General features: G+C 73.2%; 16 protein-coding genes. 8 read left to right on the forward strand and 8 right to left on the reverse strand.

The features are described 5' to 3' along the window. Positions 1 to 57: 57 nt before the first annotated feature. Entirely contained in the window at positions 58 to 240 is a 183-nt protein-coding gene (locus CA983_RS02350) for a hypothetical protein (RefSeq protein ID WP_010040978.1), read from the reverse strand. 271 nt (positions 241 to 511) lie between these two features. On the opposite strand from CA983_RS02350, the gene CA983_RS02355 reads away from it, so the two are divergent. Together CA983_RS02355 and CA983_RS02360 are read left to right on the forward strand one after the other, a co-directional pair. Further along, positions 512 to 3406, forward strand: a complete 2895-nt coding sequence (locus CA983_RS02355; RefSeq protein ID WP_086599182.1) for a DEAD/DEAH box helicase — start codon at positions 512 to 514, stop codon at positions 3404 to 3406. Continuing rightward, positions 3403 to 4686, forward strand: a complete 1284-nt coding sequence (locus tag CA983_RS02360; protein WP_086599183.1) for an SWIM zinc finger family protein — start codon at positions 3403 to 3405, stop codon at positions 4684 to 4686. Before CA983_RS02355 ends, CA983_RS02360 begins: the two co-directional genes overlap by 4 nt. On the opposite strand, the gene CA983_RS02365 is transcribed toward CA983_RS02360, so the two are convergent. Together CA983_RS02365 and xylA are read right to left on the reverse strand one after the other, a co-directional pair. Beyond that, a complete protein-coding gene (locus tag CA983_RS02365) occupies positions 4675 to 5025 on the reverse strand; it encodes a hypothetical protein (protein WP_086599184.1) in 351 nt (116 codons plus the stop codon). The genes CA983_RS02360 and CA983_RS02365 overlap by 12 nt on opposite strands. Positions 5026 to 5295: 270 nt before the next feature. Continuing rightward, positions 5296 to 6462, reverse strand: a complete 1167-nt coding sequence (gene xylA / locus CA983_RS02370) for a xylose isomerase (RefSeq protein ID WP_086599185.1) — start codon at positions 6460 to 6462, stop codon at positions 5296 to 5298. A 116-nt stretch (positions 6463 to 6578) separates the two neighbouring features. Between xylA and xylB the strand changes: the two genes are divergently transcribed. The 6 genes from xylB (at position 6579) to CA983_RS02400 (ending at position 13142) form a co-directional block, all read left to right on the forward strand. Continuing rightward, the gene (gene xylB, locus CA983_RS02375) at positions 6579 to 8024 is read left to right on the forward strand and encodes a xylulokinase (protein WP_086599186.1); all 1446 of its coding nucleotides are present in this window, start codon (positions 6579 to 6581) and stop codon (positions 8022 to 8024) included. A gap of 15 nt (positions 8025 to 8039) precedes the next feature. Next, positions 8040 to 9248 (forward strand): ROK family transcriptional regulator, encoded by a 1209-nt coding sequence (locus CA983_RS02380; RefSeq protein WP_086599187.1) that lies wholly within the window; start codon positions 8040 to 8042, stop codon positions 9246 to 9248. A 250-nt stretch (positions 9249 to 9498) separates the two neighbouring features. Continuing rightward, a complete protein-coding gene (locus CA983_RS02385; RefSeq protein ID WP_086599188.1) occupies positions 9499 to 10101 on the forward strand; it encodes an N-acetylmuramoyl-L-alanine amidase in 603 nt (200 codons plus the stop codon). Positions 10102 to 10204: 103 nt separating this feature from the next. Continuing rightward, entirely contained in the window at positions 10205 to 10600 is a 396-nt protein-coding gene (locus CA983_RS02390) for a luciferase domain-containing protein (RefSeq protein ID WP_086599189.1), read from the forward strand. A 3-nt stretch (positions 10601 to 10603) separates the two neighbouring features. Then, positions 10604 to 11776, forward strand: coding sequence for a bifunctional class I SAM-dependent methyltransferase/NUDIX hydrolase (locus tag CA983_RS02395; RefSeq protein WP_244206585.1), 1173 nt, complete (start codon positions 10604 to 10606; stop codon positions 11774 to 11776). A 127-nt stretch (positions 11777 to 11903) separates the two neighbouring features. Beyond that, positions 11904 to 13142, forward strand: coding sequence for a phosphodiester glycosidase family protein (locus CA983_RS02400; RefSeq protein WP_208636865.1), 1239 nt, complete (start codon positions 11904 to 11906; stop codon positions 13140 to 13142). A gap of 2 nt (positions 13143 to 13144) precedes the next feature. Here CA983_RS02400 and CA983_RS02405 read toward each other — a convergent pair whose 3' ends face one another. The 5 genes from CA983_RS02405 to CA983_RS02425 all read right to left on the reverse strand — a co-directional run bounded on the left by CA983_RS02405 (position 13145) and on the right by CA983_RS02425 (position 17857). Beyond that, on the reverse strand, positions 13145 to 13339 hold the full coding sequence (locus tag CA983_RS02405) for a hypothetical protein (protein WP_086599191.1): 195 nt from the start codon (positions 13337 to 13339) through the stop codon (positions 13145 to 13147). A 147-nt stretch (positions 13340 to 13486) separates the two neighbouring features. Continuing rightward, complete coding sequence (locus CA983_RS02410) at positions 13487 to 14350, reverse strand: phosphatidylinositol-specific phospholipase C/glycerophosphodiester phosphodiesterase family protein (protein ID WP_086599192.1); 864 nt, start codon at positions 14348 to 14350, stop codon at positions 13487 to 13489. Between the two features lie 260 nt (positions 14351 to 14610). After that, complete coding sequence (locus CA983_RS02415) at positions 14611 to 15693, reverse strand: acyl-CoA dehydrogenase family protein (RefSeq protein WP_086599193.1); 1083 nt, start codon at positions 15691 to 15693, stop codon at positions 14611 to 14613. Continuing rightward, positions 15690 to 16895, reverse strand: coding sequence for an acyl-CoA dehydrogenase family protein (locus tag CA983_RS02420; protein ID WP_086599194.1), 1206 nt, complete (start codon positions 16893 to 16895; stop codon positions 15690 to 15692). The genes CA983_RS02415 and CA983_RS02420 overlap by 4 nt, the downstream gene beginning before the upstream one ends. Further along, positions 16892 to 17857: an NADPH:quinone oxidoreductase family protein gene (locus CA983_RS02425; RefSeq protein WP_086599195.1), complete on the reverse strand. Its 966-nt coding sequence runs from the start codon at positions 17855 to 17857 to the stop codon at positions 16892 to 16894. Before CA983_RS02425 ends, CA983_RS02420 begins: the two co-directional genes overlap by 4 nt. Between the last annotated feature and the right edge of the window lie 116 nt (positions 17858 to 17973).

The following is a 17973-nucleotide window of genomic DNA, read 5'->3' on the forward strand; positions in this document are numbered from 1 at the left end:
GGCCGTACGGCCGAACTGAGCCGGTGCGGCCTTCGGCCGCGCCGGACCATCAGCGCGTCAACGGCCCAGCTCCTTGCGGGTGGCGCGGCGCAGCCTGCGCCGCTGCGAGGGGTCCAGCGTGAGATACGCGGCGGCCGGGACTCCAAGGATGATCAGGAGCGATGCCCACCAGGGCAGCCAGATCAACAGGATGAGCCCGACTGCCACGCCGCCTGCGGCGATCTTGGCGTTCTTGGACATGATGTCGCCTCCTTCGCGGCCACTGCCGCTCTCTGTCCCGAAAACGGGCCCGCGCTCGCGGCAGTTCCTGACCGCGACCCTGAGACATCCCTGAGGCGCGCCCCCTACGCATCCCTGAGACCTCTATAGTGGCCCAGCTCACAGCCAAGTCATACCCAGAGGTTGCGGGAAATGCTGTACCCTCGGCGACTCCGACCCGCTAGTCAAATTTGAGGAATCAGTCATAGCCGAGCATCCGACTCCCCCGGCACCCTCCTCCGACTTCTCCGAACTGGCCCACTGCTGCGCCGTGTTCCTGCCCGGCGACCCGGCCCGGACGGGCAGCGTCGCCTTCTGGCGGCCGGACGGCGAGACCCCTCCGGCATCGACATCGACATCGACGTCGGCTTCGGCTTCGGCTTCGACGTCGGCTTCGGCTTCGGCTTCGGCTTCGGCGTCTGTCACGGACCTGACCGTCGTCGTGCCCGACGTCGACGGGGTGGACGGGGTCGGGCCGCAGAGCGTGCCCGCCGTCCTGGTGCCGGTGCGCACCGCCCTGCCGGTCCTCGTGCGCGCGCGTGCCGGCGCGCAGGGGCACCGGTCCACCGTGTTCTGGGGCGCGGCGGCCACGCACGCCCTGCACCTCGTGGCGCGCGGACTGCTGCTGCCGGGGCTGTCCCCCGGCGACCACGACGCCTGGCGCACGGGCCCGCTGCGCGCCCAGGACGTCGAGGCCGTACGGCGCCTCGCCGCCGCCATGCCGCCCGAGGCGCACTCAGTGCCACTGGCGGGCTCCGGGTCGCTGCGGCTGCCCGACCCGGAGCAGCTCCTGCGCGCCTTCCTCGACGCGGTCGCCGACACCCTGCCCCGCTCCCCCGCCGCGCCGCTGGTCACCGGCGGCCCCGCCTACGCGTCGCCCGAGCCGGTGCGGCTGCCCGAGCAGCGCGCGTGGGCCGCCGACGTCGCCGCGGGTCACGACGCGGGGGTGCGGCTGTCGCTGCGGATCGAGGCGGACGGCCTGACGGACGCGGCAGACTCGGCGGACGGCGGCGCGGACGTGACGTTCCGGGCCGTGCTCCAGGTGCACAGCGTGAGCGATCCCGCGCTCGTGGCGGACGCGGCCGACGTCTGGGCCGGCTCCGGGGGCGATGCCTTCGGCCCGCGCGCGCGGATGGACGCCCTGCTCGCCCTGCGCCGCGCGGCCCGGGCCTGGACCCCGCTCACGCCCCTGCTGTCGGCGACCGTGCCGGACGCGGTCGAGCTCGCCGACGAGGAGGTCACCGAGCTGCTCGGCGCGGGCGCCCGGGCGCTGGCGGCGTCCGGAGTCGACGTGCACTGGCCGAAGGGACTGACCCGCGAGCTCACCACGCGCGCGGTGGTGGGTCCCTCCGACGACGAACCGGAGTCCGGCCAGGCCTTCGCCGCCATGCCGTCGTTCCTGTCCGCCGACGCGCTGCTCGCCTTCGACTGGTCGTTCACACTGGGCGACAGGCGGCTGAGCCGAGAAGAGCTGGACCGGCTCGCCGAGGCCAAGCGCCCAGTGGTGCGGCTGCGCGACCAGTGGGTCCTGATCGACCCTCAGGAGGTACGCCTGGCCCGCTCCCGGCAGGACCACAAAGTGACGCCGGTGGACGCGCTGGGCGCGGCCCTGACGGGCTGGGCGGAGGTGGACGGCCGCCGGGTCGAGGTGCGGCCCACCGGGTGGCTGGCGGCCCTGCGGGAGCGGCTCGCGGACCCCGAGGGGCAGCAGCCCGTGGAGCAGCCGGCGGCCCTCACCGCCACCCTGCGGGACTACCAGCGGCGGGGCCTGAACTGGCTCGCCGGCATGACCTCGCTGGGTCTGGGCTGCTGCCTCGCCGACGACATGGGACTCGGCAAGACGATCACTCTCATCGCCCTGCACCTGCACCGGCAGACCGACGCCCGGTCCGCCGGGCCCACCCTCGTGGTCTGCCCGACGTCCCTGATGGGCAACTGGCAGCGGGAGATCGAGCGGTTCGCGCCCGGCACGCCCGTGCGGCGCTTCCACGGCGCGCGGCGCGGCCTCGACGGCCTGGCCGACGGGGAGTTCGTGCTCACCACGTACGGCACGATGCGCCTGGACGCGCCCCGGCTCGCCGAGGTGCCGTGGGGCATGCTCGTGGCGGACGAGGCCCAGCACGTGAAGAACCCGCACTCCTCGACCGCGCGGGAACTGCGTTCCATCGGCGCACGCGCGCGTGTGGCGCTCACCGGCACCCCGGTGGAGAACAACCTGTCGGAGCTGTGGGCGATCCTCGACTGGACCACCCCGGGGCTGCTGGGCCGCCTCGGCACCTTCCGCAGACGGTACGCGGAGGCCGTCGAGGGCGGTCAGGACCCGGGCGCCGCGGACCGGCTGGCCCGGCTCGTACGGCCGTTCCTGCTCCGCCGCCGCAAGTCGGATCCGGGGATCGCGCCCGAGCTGCCGCCGAAGACGGAGACCGATCACGCCGTGTCGCTCACCCAGGAGCAGGCAGGCCTGTACGAGGCCGTGGTGCGCGAGGCGCTCGCGGAGATCTCCGGCGCCGGCAGCATGGCGCGGCGCGGACTGATCGTGAAGCTGCTGACCGGTCTGAAGCAGGTCTGCAACCACCCGGCGCAGTACCTCAAGGAGGAGCGGCCGGTGATCGCCGGTCGCTCGGGGAAGCTGGAGCTGCTGGACGAACTGCTCGACACGATTCTCGCCGAGGAGGCGGGCGTACTGGTCTTCACGCAGTACGTGCAGATGGCCCGCCTCCTCGAACGGCACCTGGCCGCCCGCGGCACGCCCTCACAGTTCCTGCACGGCGGGACGCCCGTCGCCCAGCGCGAGGCCATGGTGCGGCGCTTCCAGGACGGCGAAGTGCCCGTGTTCCTGCTCTCGTTGAAGGCGGCGGGCACCGGCCTGAACCTCACCCGGGCCGAGCACGTCGTGCACTACGACCGCTGGTGGAACCCGGCCGTCGAGGCCCAGGCGACCGACCGCGCGTACCGCATCGGCCAGACCCGGCCCGTGCAGGTGCACCGGATCATCGCCGAGGGAACCATCGAGGACCGCATCGCCGAACTGCTGGCCCGCAAGCGGGAACTGGCGGACGCGGTCCTGGGCTCCGGCGAGGCCGCCCTCACGGAGCTGACGGACGCGGAACTGGCGGATCTGGTCGAACTGCGAGGGGGCCTGCGATGACTCGGTACGACGGTGACACGGAGCGCACGTTCGCCGCGCTGCCACCCGCGAGCGGGCGGGCCTTCGCGCAGACCTGGTGGGGTCAGGCGTGGCTGAAGGCGCTGGAGGACACGGCACTGGACTCGGCGCAGCTCAAGACGGGCCGTCGGCTCGCGCGCGCTGGAGCGGTCGGCGCGGTGTCGGTGCGCCCGGGGCGGCTCACGGCCGTCGTCCAGGACCGTGACCGCACGGCGCACCGGGCCGACGTCCTGCTGGAGGAGCTGTCGCCCGGACAGTGGGACCGCTTCCTGGACATGACCGTGGAGCGGGCCGGTCATGTGGCGGCGCTGCTGGACCGGGAGATGCCGCCGCACCTGGTCGAGGACGCGGCGGCCGCGGGCGTCGACCTGCTGCCGGGCCTGGGCGATCTGGAGCCGGAGTGCGGCTGCGGAGCCTGGGACCACTGCGGGCACACGGCGGCGCTCTGCTACCAGGTGGCGCGACTGCTGGACCAGGACCCGTTCGTCCTGCTCCTGATGCGGGGACGCGACGAAGCCACCCTGCTGAACGATCTCCAGTCGCGCGGCGGCGCGTCCGCCACGGAGCGTTCCGGCCAGGAAAGCGTGGACGCGGCCGAGGCGTATGCGGCCGGCGACATCCTGCCTCCGCTGCCTCCCCTGCCCGAACTCCCCACCGAGCCGGGGGTGCCGCCGTCCCTGGACACCGAGACGCCGCCCGCTCCGGGCATCGACCCGGCCGCGCTGGAGTTCCTGGCCGCCCGGACCGCCGTACAGGCCCACCGCCTGCTGGCGGAGTCACTCCGAGACCCGCACGAACGGCACCTTCCCGGAACAGACTTGTCCGTCTCGGAAGACGCCGTGCGGCTGGCCGCGGGCGAGCCCGGGCGGGAGGTGGCGGACCGTCTCGCCGACGGGTCGGGGCGCGGACGGGAGGGGCTGGCAGCGGCGGTCCGTGCCTGGCGCCACGGTGGTGCGGCCGCGTTGTCCGTGCTCGACGAGGAGTGGAAGGTCGACGGCGAAACGCTCGCACGCGCGCGTGCCGCCCTGGAGTCGGCCTGGGACGCGGACGAGCGGCCGGAGCTGCGGGCGCGGGGCAACCGCTGGACGGTCGTCGGCGCACCGGTCCAGCTGCGCCTCGGCCAGGACGGCCGGTGGTGGCCGTACCACAAGGAGCGCGGCCGCTGGCTGCCCGCGGGAGGCGCCGCACAGGATCCGGCGACGGCACTGACGTCGGCGGAGCTCGCCGCCGGTGACGAGACCGCTCTGGGTTCAGGGCTGTGACTCGCCGGTGTCCAGGGACGGCAGGAGCGATTCGAAACCGCTCRGCAGATCGCTCGGCAGATCGCTCGGCAACTGGCTGGGAAAGCCCGACGGCAGCCGCGTCGGCAGCTTGCTGGGCAACTCGGTGGGCAGTTCCGTGGGGATGCCGAAGGACGGAGCGGGGGTGCTGCTCGTGCTCTCGGCGGGCGGCTCCCGGTCCGGAGAGTCGTCGCTTCCCCTGGCCATCAGCACCACGAGTGACACGGCTGCGACGGCCACGAGCACGGCGAGCAGGATGAGCAGCGGGTTCCGGCGCCGGGGAGGCCCGGGCGGGTGAGGCGGTACGGGTGGCATGGCCATACCGCCCAGGGTCGCCGCTCACCGCTCAACGCGGGATGGCGGCACGGAAGTTGATACGGGCTCATGGCGTGGACCGCATGATTCCGGAGCACTACGGACCGTGATTCCGGAGCATGACTGACGGTGATTCCGGAGCATGACTGACGGTGATTCCGGAGCATGGCTGACGGCGATTCCGGAGCATGGCTGACGGCGATTCCGGAGTTTTGCGAACCCGTCGGCCGGTCACACACCCCGTGACCGGCCGACGTCCCGCACGCGCGCGTGCGCTCAGCCGCGTGCCCCCAGCAGGTGGTCCATCGCCAGCTGGTCCAGACGCTCGAACGCCATGCCGCGGGCGGCGGCCGCCTCGACGTCGAAGGCATCGAAGGCCGACCGGTCGGCGAGCAGGGCCTGGAGGCCGTCCTCGGCGGTCGGCTGGGCCAGCTCGTCCAGGCGGGCCGCGCTCAGGGCCTCCTGGACCTCCGGGTCGGCGCGGAAGTCGGCGGCGCGCTCCTTGAGGATGAGGTAGTTGCGCATGCAGCCGGCCGCCGACGCCCACACCCCGTCGAGGTCCTCGGTGCGCGGGGGCTTGAAGTCGAAGTGCCGAGGACCGGCGTAGCCGGCCGACTCCAGCAGGTCGACCAGCCAGAACGCGGACCGCAGGTCGCCGGCGCCGAAGCGCAGGTCCTGGTCGTACTTGATGCCCGACTGGCCGTTGAGGTCGATGTGGAACAGCTTGCCCGCCCACAGCGCCTGCGCGATGCCGTGCGGGAAGTTCAGCCCGGCCATCTGCTCGTGCCCGACCTCGGGATTGACGCCGTACAGCTCCGGCCGCTCCAGACGCTCGATGAACGCCAGGGCGTGGCCGACGGTCGGCAGCAGGATGTCGCCGCGCGGCTCGTTCGGCTTGGGCTCGATCGCGAAGCGCAAGTCGTAGCCCTGGGAGATGACGTACTCGCCGAGCAGGTCGAAGGCCTCCTTCATCCGGTCCAGGGCCGCGCGGACGTCCTTGGCGGCGCCCGACTCGGCACCCTCCCGGCCGCCCCAGGCCACGTACACCTGGGCGCCGAGCTCGACGGCGAGGTCGATGTTGCGGATGGTCTTGCGCAGGGCGTAGCGGCGCACGTCGCGGTCGTTGGCGGTGAACGCGCCGTCCTTGAAGACCGGGTGCGTGAAGAGGTTGGTGGTGGCCATCGGGACCTTCATGCCCGTGGCGTCCAGTGCCTGCCGGAAGCGCTTGATGTGGGCCTCGCGCTCGGTGTCGCTCGAGCCGAACGGGATCAGGTCGTCGTCGTGGAAGGTGACGCCGTGGGCGCCCAGCTCGGCCAGTCGCTGCACCGTCTCGACCGGGTCGAGGGCACGCCGCGTGGCGTCGCCGAAGGGATCCCGTCCCTGCCAGCCGACGGTCCACAGTCCGAAGGTGAACCTGTCCTCGGGGGTGGGCTGGTAGCTCATGCCGCGGCTCCTTGCTCGCTGAGGCTATTTCGTCATGCCGATTTACAAATTAGTATGCGAGCACCTTCCTGGGAAGAGACAAGGTGTCTCGGGACGAGAGCAGAGGGAGAAACCCGATGTCAGAAGCCGAGGGTCCGCTCGTCATCGGCGTGGACTCGTCCACCCAGTCCACGAAGGCGCTGGTCGTCGACGCGGCCACCGGCCGGGTCGTCGCCACCGGCCAGGCGCCGCACACCGTCTCCTCGGGGGCCGGGCGCGAGAGCGATCCGCGCCAGTGGTGGGACGCGTTGCGCGAGGCCCTGCGCCAGTGCGGCGAGGCGGCGCACGAGGCCGCCGCGGTGTCGGTCGGCGGGCAGCAGCACGGCCTGGTCACGCTGGACGAGCGGGGCGAGCCGGTGCGCCCGGCGCTCCTGTGGAACGACGTGCGCTCGGCGCCGCAGGCACGCCGGCTGACCGAGGAACTGGGCGGCGCGAAGTTCTGGGCCGAACGCACCGGCAGTGTCCCCGCCGCCTCTTTCACGGTCACCAAGTGGGCCTGGCTGGCCGAGCACGAGCCGGAGGCGGCGCGCGCCACGAAGGCCGTGCGCCTCCCCCACGACTACCTCACCGAGCGGCTCACCGGGCAGGGCACGACCGACCGCGGCGACGCCTCCGGGACGGGCTGGTGGGCGTCCGGTACGGAGGCGTACGACGAGGAGATCCTGGCGCACGTGGGGCTCGACCCGGCCCTGCTGCCCCGTGTGGTCCGGCCCGGCGAGGTGGCGGGCACGGTGCGCGACAGCCACGATCTGCCGTTCTCCAAGGGCACGCTGGTCGCCCCCGGCACCGGCGACAACGCCGCCGCGGCGCTGGGCCTGGGGCTGCGTCCGGGCATGCCGGTGATGAGCCTAGGCACGTCGGGCACGGTGTACGCGGTGTCGCAGCGGCGGCCCGCAGACCCGAGCGGCACGGTGGCCGGTTTCGCCGACGCCCGCGGTGACTGGCTGCCGCTGGCCTGCACCCTGAACTGCACGCTCGCCGTGGACCGCGTCGCGACGCTGCTGGGCCTGGACCGCGAGGCCGTCGAGCCCGGCACGGCCGTGACGCTGCTGCCCTTCCTGGACGGCGAGCGCACCCCGAACCTGCCGAACGCCTCCGGCCTGCTGCACGGCCTGCGCCACGACACGACCGCCGGCCAGCTGCTCCAGGCCGCCTACGACGGTGCCGTCCACTCCCTGCTCGGCGCGCTCGACCTGGTCCTGGACCAGGACGCGGACCCCTCGGCGCCTCTGTTGCTGATCGGGGGCGGTGCCCGGGGCACCGCCTGGCAGCAGACGGTCCTGCGGCTGTCGGGGCGTCCCGTGCAGGTGCCCGAGGCCAAGGAGCTGGTGGCGCTCGGCGCCGCCGCGCAGGCGGCCGGGGTGCTGACCGGGGAGGACCCGGCGGCGGTCGCGCGGCGCTGGAACACGGCGGCCGGGCCGGTGCTCGACGCCGTCGAGCGGGACGAGGAGACGCTGGCCAGGATCGCCGGGGTACTCTCCGACGCGGCTCCGCTGCTGGAGCGGCCCACGGACACCCACTGAGGACTGGCGTCAGGCATGACCGCACCGCTGCACGAGGCCCGTCCGGCCGGGCCGGGGCGCGCCCTGCCGGACACCCAGCAGGGCATGCGCCGCCGCAACCTCGCCCGGGTCCTGCACGCCGTCCGTGCCGAGGGGCCGCTGTCCCGGGCCGCCGTCGCCTCCCGGATCGGCCTGACCCGGGCGGCGGTGTCGACGCTCGTCGACGAACTCATCCGCTCGGGGCTGCTGGAGGAGCTGGGGCCCGAACGGCCCGGCCGGGTGGGCCGCCCCGGCTTCGCGCTCGCGCTGAGCGGACGCGGACCGGCGGGGATCGGCGCGGAGGTCGGTGTCGACCATCTCGCGGTCTGTGCCGTGGACCTGCGCGGCACGACCCGGTCGCGGGCGATACGCCAGGGCGCGAACCGCGGCCGCTCCCCCGGGCCCGTGCTCGCCGAGCTGACGGAGCTCATCCGCCGGGTCGTCGCCGAGGCGGAGGGCGAGGGCCTGTGGCCGGCCGGTCTCGCCGTGGCCGTGCCCGGTCTGGTGGCGCGCGACGCCCGGACCGTCGTACGCGCCCCGAACCTCGACTGGCACGACACGGACCTCAGTGACTTTCTTCCGGCGGACCTGCCGCTGACCGTGGACAACGAGGCCAACTTCGGCGCGCTCGCCGAACTCTGGCTCGGCGAGGGCACGCCGCGCGACTTCCTGCACGTGTCGGCGGAGATCGGCATCGGGGCCGCGGTCGTGGTGGACGGCGGACTGCTGCGCGGAACCCGCGGTTTCGCGGGCGAGTTGGGGCACGTGCCGGTCCAGCCGGACGGGCCGGAGTGCGCGTGCGGCGGGCGCGGATGCCTGGAGCAGTACGCCGGCGAGGAGGCGGTGCTGCGCGCGGCCGGTCTGGAGCCGGACGAGGACCGGGTCGGGCTGCTGGCGGGGCGCGCGGCCGAGGGCGACGAGGACGTACGCCGTGCGCTGCGCGAGGCGGGCACCGCGCTCGGAGTCGCCCTGACCGGGGCGGTCAATCTGCTGGACCCGGAGAGCGTGGTGCTGGGCGGGGAGCTGTCGGGGTTGGCGCCGTGGCTGCTGCCGTCGTTGCGGGAGGAGTTGGCTCGCCGGACGGCTGGTCCGGCCTGTCCCGTGTCCGTGTCCCGGCTGGGCCCACAGGGGCCGCTGCTGGGAGCCGCGCACTCGGTCGTGCGGGCGGTGCTGGACGATCCGGCGACCGTTGCGGAGCGGGCCTGAGGACCAGCCCTCACCTACAGGCGGGGCATGAGCGGCACATGACCGGGGCCGACTCACGAAGCCCGTCAATCACCCGACCGAGTGGGCGAGTTGTCCACATCTCCGCGCCCCTCCACCAAAAAACGTCGCGCTCTTCGGGCCGACCGGCAGGCGCCGTAACTTGATCGACGCGGGCCGCGACCACAATGGCCGCCGCTCCGAGCAGTTGAGCAAGTGATACCCCGCCGTCGAGCCCGGAAGGCACACACTCATGGAACGGACAACCCCCTTCCTCAGCAGGCGAGGCCTCCTCATGGGCGCCGCTCTCACCGCTGTCCCGTACGCCCTGTTCCCCGACGCACGGGCCGCCGCGCGGCCCCAGGCAGTCGACCACCCCGGAGCCGCGTGGCACCCGGCGAGCCGCAGCAACTACACGCCGTCGAAACGCCCCCGCGCCCATCCGCTGCGCTATGTGGTCATCCACGTCGCGCAGACGACCTACTCCGGCACCCTGTCCGTCTTCAGGAACCCCAGGAACAAGGTGTCCGCGCACTACGTGGTGCGCTCGTCCGACGGGCACGTGGCGCAGTGCGTGCGCGAGGCCGACATCGCGTGGCACGCGGGGAACTGGGACTACAACACCCGCAGCATCGGCATCGAGCACGAGGGCTGGGTGGACCAGCCCAAGTACTTCACCGACGCGATGTACCAGCGGTCGGCCCGGCTCACCGCGGCGATCTGCGCGAGGTACGACATCCCCAGGAATCGGGCGCACATCATCGGCCACCACGAGGTACCGGGCAGCGACCACACCGATCCGGGCCGTCACTGGGACTGGAAGCGCTACATGAGACTGGTCGACAAGTACGCCTGAGAACACCGCACTTGACCGCCTCGCCCCCTGCCCCCACCTCACGTCCCGGTTACAAAACGCTCAACCTCTGGTTGCGGCACGGTAAGCACGCAACGATGGGACCATGACTCTGGCCCAGCGCGCCCTGGAGCGTCTGCAGGCCTGGCCCGACCTGATGGCGGGCCCGGCGAGTTGCGGCACCGGATGGGCGCTCCGTTCCGTCCGTGACGAGATCGTCCACTTCCACTCGACACGGGACGTGGACCTCCACCTCACCCACCGGGCCATCCAGCGCTTCCACTACGACCTCGCCGGTTCGAGCGCGATCCATCTGGTTCCCGGATCGTGCTGGGTGACGGTCCACCTCGACTGCGAGGCGGACATCGACCTGCTGCTGAGCCTGGTGAGCATCGCTCTCAAGGCCCACCAGACCAGGCCCGCCGACGAGGAGCCGCGCCCGGCCGGGTGCAACTTCCACCGTGTCGCGGTTCTTCCGCGCGACGCCGTGGCGGGCGGCTGAGCCTTGGTGACGCGACCGGAGGCCGTGAACGCGGAGGCCTGGCGTGCGTACGGCGCACACCACCTGCGGCGTGGCACGGTGTTGCCCGAGGTGGCGCGGATCGACTGGGGGTTCGAGGGCGCGGGGCCGGGGATCGAGGTGCTCGGGGAGCTGACGGGCCGGCGCGTGCTGGACCTCGGGTGCGGTCCGGCCCGGCACGCCGCCCATCTGGTCCGTGCTCACGGCGCGCTGGTGGACGCGGTCGACTCCGCGGCCGGGCAGTACGAACGGGCGCGCGCCCGCTACGGCTCCCTGCCCGGGCTGCGGCTGGTCCTGGCCGACGCGGTGGAGCATCTGCGCTCGGCGGAGCCGTACGACGTCATCTACTCGGTCAACGCGGTGCCGTACATCGACCCGCACCGGCTGCTGCCCGCCCTGGCCGCGGCGCTCAGGCCGGGCGGCAGGCTCTGCTTCACCGTGCTGCACACCAACGCGCACGGTGACGGACCGTCGGACGAGGTCGTCGCCCGGCCGGAGGTCCTGCGGCTGGCCGGCGGCGGGGACGTCACCGTCCGGATGTGGGTCCTCGACCCGGAGCTGTGGACGGCCCTGCTCGCCGAGCACGGGCTGCGGGTGGAGCAGGTCGACGTCCTCGACACGCCGCGGGACGGCAACCGCGCGTCGTACCGGCTCTTCCGGGTGACACGGCCGGTCCGTGTCAGCTCCCGGCCGCGCACGGCCAAGCCGCCGGTGGCCCACGCCGCGCTCGGGGTCGGCGCCGTCCTGCACGGGCCCCGCGGACTGCTCCTGGGCCGGCACCGGCACGGGACGTGGGAGCTGCCCGGCGGGACGGTGGAGCCCGGGGAGTCGTTGCGGGAGGCGGTCGTGCGCGAACTCGGCGAGGAGACGGGGCTCGACGCCCGGCCGGAGGACGTCCGGCTCCTGGGGACGCTCCTCGACGACGCCGGAGGTGTCGTACGGGTGACGGTGGCCGCCCGGGTCACCGCCTGGCGGGGAGAGCCGTCGGACCAGCCCGGGGAGAGAGTGGGCCGCTGGCACTGGTTCGCCCTGGACCGGCTGCCGGAGGAGCTGTTCGTGTGCAGCGCGCAGGCCCTCACGGCCTGGCGGCCGGGTCTGCCGATCGACCACGCGCCCGCTCACTTCACGCCGTACGACACCGGAACGGGCGACAGCTGAAGCACCCAGAGGGGTGCGTTTTTTCAGCCGTTCCCGCGTAGTCCGCGCTCAGCCACCCTGCCTGCCCTCGTGGTCTGGTGCACTGCCCCTGAGGGTCCGGACAGTTGACGAGGCATCAGGGGGCACGGTGACAGGTCGTCGCAGGCGACGAGGAGCAGGCAGAGCGGTACTGGCGTTTCTCACGGCGTTCGGCGCGCTGGCCGGAGCGGCCCTGACGGGGGCGGCACCGGCCGGCGCCGTCCAGAAGGGCCTACGGGTCGCGCCGGGGGTCATGTACGAGGAGTTCGACATCGAGGCGGCCAAGGGGGTGACGCACGCGCACGTGCTGAGGGTCGACCTGGGTCATCCGCAGGTACAGGTCGATCTGCTGTATCCCGGGGCGGTGGCCTCGCGGGCGCAGGTCTCGCGGATGGCCGACGCCCAGGGAGCCGTCGCCGGTGTCAACGGTGACTTCTTCAACATCACCGAGGCGCAGCATCCGGGCGTCGAGGCGACCGGCGCGAGCGTGGGTCCGGCGATCGCGGCCGGGCGGACGCTCAAGGCGGCCGTGCCGAACGGCCAGCGTTTCGGGCCCGCGCTGCCGTCCGGCACGACCACCGAGGACGTGTTCGGCGTCGGCACCGACGGAGTGGCGCGGCTGGACCGGCTGGCCCTGGACGGCTCGGTCCGTACGGCCGAGGCGCAGGTGCCGCTGGGCGGGCTCAACCAGTACGCGCTGCCGGTGGGTTCGGTCGGGGCGTTCACCTCCGACTGGGGCAGCGTCTCCCGCGTGCGCGCCACGTGCGGCACGGACACGGACCGGGCCGCGCCCTGCAGCACGGACACGTACGAGGTGACGGTCCGCGACGGCAAGGTCGTGTCGGCCGCTGACAGGCCCGGCAGCGGTCCCATCGCCGCGGGGACGACCGTGCTGGTCGGCCGGGAGGCCGGGGCTCAGCAGCTGCGGAAGTTGGCCACCGGCGAACCGGTCGAGGTCGAGCACCGTCTCGTGGCGGCCACGGACGGCGCCGCGTACCGTCTCGCCCTCGGCGGCTACCCGGTCCTCACGGGCGGGCGGCCGCTGCCGGGTCTGGACGACACGGCGTCGGCCGTCCGCACGGCTGTGGGGATCGCCGACAGCGGGCGGCGCATGCTGCTGCTCGCGCTGGACGGCGCCGCCGCCTACCGCAGCGGACTGACGATCGCCGAAGTGGCCGACACCATGCGGAAGCTGGGCTCGGACGACGCCTTCAGCCTGGACGGCGGCGGGTCGTCGACGCTGGTCGCCCGGAAGGCGGGCGCGAGCACCGTCTCGGTGCGCAACCACCCCAGCGGCGGCGCGGAGCGCGCCGTTCCGAACGGCATCGGCGTGTTCTCGGGGGCGTGACGTCAAGGCCGCAGGCTGCTGACGATGTCCGCCGTCGCCGTCAGGCCGCTGTGGATGGTGGGGGCGACGCTGGTGCTGGCCAGGTAGAAGCCGAGCAGCAGGCAGACCAGCGCATGGGAGACCTTCAGCCCGCCGTTGCGCAGGAAGATCACCGCCAGGATCGCGAGCAGCAGCACCACAGAGATGGAAATGGCCATCGTCGACTCCTCCGCCACGCCGCCATGTCCGGTTCACGGCGTTCGGCCATAAGTGTGGCGTAGCGGAGGGTTCGTCCGGGCAGCTGACCTGTCCGCCGAACGTGTGGTGTCCCACATGTCCAACGCGGTCCGACGTGTCGTATTCGTCTACGCCGCCCGCCGGGCGTCCAGGAACGCCTCGAGTCCGGCGAGGTCGTCGGTGTTGAGGTAGTCGACGTCCGCGGCGAGCAGTTCGGCCCACAGCGCGTCACGGGCGGGGCCGGCCAGGTCCGGGGTCGCCCAGAACCGCACTTTCTGGCCCCGCTGGTGCGCGGCCCGGACGGTACCCCTCAGCTTCTCCCGCTCGGCGTCCGGGAACGCGCCCACGCCCCGCCAGGTGAAGTTGAGTGTCCAGTTGTCGCTGATCAGCGGGATGAAGGAGGCCGGCGCCTGGCTGCCGAGGTCGGCGAGCCGGCCGTCGTAGAAGGCGCGCCGGACGGTCTGGGCCTCCATGGGGGCGCGGGCCGCGCGGTCGCCGGAGACGACGGCGGTGACCGGGCCGGGGAGGACTCGGCCGTGGGCGTACGTCGTGAACAGGTGCCGGTAGCGCCTGAGGTGGCGGTCGAGTTCGAGGTACGTCGACGAGCCTTCGGTCTTGATGTCGACGAGCAGTTGCAGCGATCCGCGGTATCCCCGGTACACGCGGCCGCGGTTGGCCCGCACGCGCGCGGCGAGCGGGTCGAGGTAGAGGGACTCCAGCGTGCGGGCCGGGTCGAGGTCCTCCGGGTCGTGGGCGACGAGGAGTTGGTCGTCCACGAGGTAGATGTCGGCTTCGACGCTGCCGAACCGGTGGTCCAGAGCGTCGAGCAGGGGGCGCGGGTGCTCGTAGTCGTTGTGGGCGTGGGCGCGCCACAACGGGCGGGGCCCGTGCCGCCGTTCGCCGGCGAGGGCGTGGCCGGCGGGGAGGGCGACCGAGCCCGCGAGGGCGGCGCCGAGGGTGGTGAGGGCTCTGCGACGGGTGGTGAGGTCCATGCTCTGCCTCCCTGGAAGTGCCGTACGGGAACCCTGCGAGTATGGGGTTCGCGCAGGGCCAAGGAGCAGGGCCTTGCGGGGAGTTGGCCGGAGTGCCGTCGTGCGTTCACTTCAGCGGAGCAGGGCACACACGGAAAAGCCCGCCCCTGGTGGGACGGGCTTTCTCCAGCGCGACGAGACGTCGACGAGGCGTCAGCGGGATGTCTGTCAGGACCATCGGGTGTCCGTCAGGGGTCCGTCAGGCGTCTGCCAGGGGTCTGTCAGGGGGCCTGGAGGTCGACCAGTCCGGCCAGTGCCTCCCGGTGGGCGCCGGCCGTGCCGAAGGCGATCGAGTCGGCCTTCGCGCGCTTCAGGTACAGATGCACCGGGTGCTCCCACGTCATGCCGATGCCGCCGTGCAGTTGCAGTGCCTCCTCGGCGGCGTGGACGGCCACGGGCGCCGCGTAGGCCTGGGCGACGGTGACCGCCACGTCGGCGTCCTGGCCGGTCGACAGGGCGTCGGCGGCGTTGCGGGCGGCCGCGCGGAGACCCGCGACCTCCAGCCACAGCTGGGCCAGCCGGTGCTTGAGCGCCTGGAAGCCGCCGACGGGCCGGTTGAACTGCTTGCGGTCCTTGAGGTAGCGGACGGTCTCCGTCAGCGTCCAGTCGGCCAGTCCGAGCTGTTCGGAGGCGAGCAGCCCGGCTCCGGCACGCAGGGCCCGGCGGACGGCGGGTTCGGCGTCGCCCAGCAGACGGCCCGGCACCCCGTCGAGGGTGACGGTCGCGAGCGGCCGGGTCAGGTCCAGGGAGACCTGGGGCGTGACCGTCGCGGCGGTGGCGTCGACCGCGTACAGGCCGCCGTCGTCGGCGGGCACGAGCAGCACGTCGGCGACCGCCGCGTCCGCGATGCCGGTCAGTTCGCCGTGCAGCAGGCCGCTCTCGTGCTGGACGACCTTGTAGGCGGCGCCCGGTGCGACGTTGAGGGCGACCGCGAGGGCCCCGATCGACGTCCCGGAGGCGAGCTCGGTGAGCAGGTCGTCGGTCCCGCAGGCCAGCAGCGCCTCGGTGGCGACGACAGCGCTCGTGAGGTACGGGACGGGCGCGACCGCACGCCCCAACTCCTCCAGCACCACGGCGGCTTCCCGGTGCGTGGCGCCCTGGCCGTCCAGCTCCTCCGGCACGAGCAGGCCCGCGAGGGCCATGCCGTCGGTGAGGGCCTTCCACAGCGCCAGGTTGTGCGGGGTGTCCGACTCGATGCGGGCGATGACGCCGGGTGCGTCGCAGTGGTCGGCGAGCAGGTCCCGGACGGCGGCGCGCAGCGCCTCTTCCTCCTCCGAGTACAACAGGTCGGGTTGTGCGCTCATCGGGCCAGGTCCTTCCAGGCGACGTCCTTGTCGGTGCGCGGTTCGGCGGGCAGGCCGAGGACGCGCTCGGCGACGATGTTCAGCAGGACCTCGCTGGTCCCGCCCTCGATGCTGTTGCCCTTGGAGCGCAGGTAGCGGTAGCCGGCCTCGCGGCCGGTGAAGTCGACCAGCTCCGGGCGGCGCATGGTCCAGTCGTCGTACAACAGGCCCTCCTCGCCGAGGAGTTCCACTTCCAGGCCGCTGATCTCCTGGTTGAGGCGGGCGAAGGCGAGCTTCATGCCGGCGCCCTCGGGGCCGGGCTGGCCCGCGACGAGCTGCTGGCGCAGCCGCTCGGCGGTGAGGCGGGAGACCTCGGCGTCCACCCACAGCTTCAGCAGCCGCTGGTGCAGGTCGTGGGTGCGCAGCTCGGGCCGCTCGCGCCAGGTCTTCGCGACCGGGCCGATCATGCCGCCCTCGCGGGGCAGCCGCATGCCGCCGATGGCCACGCGCTCGTTGTTCAGGGTGGTCTGCGCGACCCGCCAGCCGTCGCCGACCTCGCCGAGGCGGTGGGAGTCCGGGATGCGGACGTCGGTGAGGAACACCTCGTTGAACTCGGCCTCGCCGGTGATCTGCCGCAGCGGCCGCACCTCGACGCCCGGGTCGGTCATGTCGCACACGAAGTACGTGATGCCCCGGTGTTTGGGCACGTCCGGGTCGGTGCGGGCGATGAGGATCGCCCAGCGGGCCACATGGGCACTGGACGTCCAGACCTTCTGCCCGTTGACGACCCATTCGTCGCCCTCACGGACGGCCCGGGTGCCCAGCGCGGCCAGGTCGGATCCGGCACCGGGCTCGCTGAAGAGCTGGCACCAGACCTCCTCCCCCGTCCACAGCGGCCGCAGGAAGCGCCGCTTCTGCTCCTCGGTGCCGAACTGCAGGATGGTCGGCGCGGCCATCCCGAGGCCGATGCCGATGCGCCGCGGGTCGTTGCCGGGCGCCCCGGCCGCCTCCAGTTCGGCGTCCACGACGACCTGGAGGGAACGGGGAGCGCCGAGTCCGCCGAGGCCCTCCGGGTAGTGCACCCAGGCCAGTCCGGCGTCGAAGCGGGCCCGGAGGAAGTCCGGGCGGTCGGTCGAGGCCGGCGGGTGAGCGGCCAGCAAGTCCTGTGCGCGACGGCGCAGTTCCTCGGCGCTGATCCCACCGCGCTGCTCTCCGCTGGTCATGCTGTCTCCTCCACGACGACGGCGATCCGGCCGGTGGTCAGGCCGTCCGCGACCTTCTGCACGGCGGTGGCGGCCCCGCCCAGCGGCACGCGCTCGCTCACCAGCGGCTTGATCGCACCCCGGGCGGCCAGCTCGGTGAGCTGCTCGTGGCAGTGCTGGACGAGCTTCGGGTTCTTGGTGTTGTACAGGCCCCAGTGCAGGCCGAGGATCGAGTAGTTCTTCACCAGGGCATGGTTCAGCCCCGGGCTGGGGATCGTGCCGCTGGCGAAGCCGACGACGACGATGCGCCCCTCGAAGGCGACGACCTTGGCGGACTGGGCGTAGGCCTCGCCGCCGACCGGGTCGTAGATCACGTCGGCGCCCCGGCCGCCGGTGGCCTCCTTGACTGCGGCGACGACGTCCTCGGAGCGCCGGTCGATCACGACGTCGCAGCCCAGCTCGCGGGCGACGGCCGCCTTCCCGGAGCCGCCGACGACACCGATGACGGTGGCGCCGGCGGCCTTCCCGAGCTGCACGGCCGCGCTGCCGACCCCTCCTGCGGCAGCGTGGACGAGCAGGGTCTCGCCGGCCTCCAGACCGGCCCGGCGGTGCAGACCGAACCAGCCCGTCTGGTAGCCGATGTGCAGGGCCGCGGCCTCCGCGTCGTCCAGGGCGCCCGGCGCGGGCAGCAGGGCGGCGGAGTCCGCGACGGCGTACTCGGCGAAGCCGCCGTACGGCAGCGCGGGGTTGGCGATCACCCGGCGGCCGTCCTCGGTCTCGCCGCAGATCTCCACGCCCGGGGTGAAGGGCAGCGGCGGCCTGACCTGGTACTGGCCCCGGCACAGCAGGGCGTCGGGGAAGTTGATGTTCGCGGCGCGCACCTTCAGCAGGACCTGGCCGTCGCCGGGCGTGGGCGCTTCCACCTCCTCCAGCCGCATCACCTCACCCGGCTCACCGTTCTCGTGCACTTGCCATGCCTGCATGCGGGGCCTCCACGGGACTGCGTCGACTGCGTCGTCTGACCGGGGTCGCATACTAAGCGGTCGCTTGCAGATCAGGGAACAGTCTCCGGGGGACGAGTGCCGCCGAGAGGTATCTC

Origin of the sequence: Streptomyces swartbergensis (assembly GCF_002148965.1) — a bacterium.
GTDB classification, from domain to species: domain Bacteria; phylum Actinomycetota; class Actinomycetes; order Streptomycetales; family Streptomycetaceae; genus Streptomyces; species Streptomyces swartbergensis.

Excerpts from the sequence above, each read along its gene's own strand:
- CA983_RS02385 (WP_086599188.1), top strand. The coding sequence starts at position 9,499 with ATGGAACGGACAACCCCCTTCCTCAGCAGGCGAGGCCTCCTCATGGGC.
- CA983_RS02410 (WP_086599192.1), bottom strand. The coding sequence starts at position 14,350 with ATGGACCTCACCACCCGTCGCAGAGCCCTCACCACCCTCGGCGCCGCC.
- CA983_RS02360 (WP_086599183.1), top strand. The coding sequence starts at position 3,403 with ATGACTCGGTACGACGGTGACACGGAGCGCACGTTCGCCGCGCTGCCA.
- CA983_RS02350 (WP_010040978.1), bottom strand. The coding sequence starts at position 240 with ATGTCCAAGAACGCCAAGATCGCCGCAGGCGGCGTGGCAGTCGGGCTC.
- CA983_RS02420 (WP_086599194.1), bottom strand. The coding sequence starts at position 16,895 with ATGACCAGCGGAGAGCAGCGCGGTGGGATCAGCGCCGAGGAACTGCGC.
- CA983_RS02390 (WP_086599189.1), top strand. The coding sequence starts at position 10,205 with ATGACTCTGGCCCAGCGCGCCCTGGAGCGTCTGCAGGCCTGGCCCGAC.
- xylB (WP_086599186.1), top strand. The coding sequence starts at position 6,579 with ATGTCAGAAGCCGAGGGTCCGCTCGTCATCGGCGTGGACTCGTCCACC.
- CA983_RS02380 (WP_086599187.1), top strand. The coding sequence starts at position 8,040 with ATGACCGCACCGCTGCACGAGGCCCGTCCGGCCGGGCCGGGGCGCGCC.
- CA983_RS02415 (WP_086599193.1), bottom strand. The coding sequence starts at position 15,693 with ATGAGCGCACAACCCGACCTGTTGTACTCGGAGGAGGAAGAGGCGCTG.
- xylA (WP_086599185.1), bottom strand. The coding sequence starts at position 6,462 with ATGAGCTACCAGCCCACCCCCGAGGACAGGTTCACCTTCGGACTGTGG.
- CA983_RS02425 (WP_086599195.1), bottom strand. The coding sequence starts at position 17,857 with ATGCAGGCATGGCAAGTGCACGAGAACGGTGAGCCGGGTGAGGTGATG.
- CA983_RS02405 (WP_086599191.1), bottom strand. The coding sequence starts at position 13,339 with ATGGCCATTTCCATCTCTGTGGTGCTGCTGCTCGCGATCCTGGCGGTG.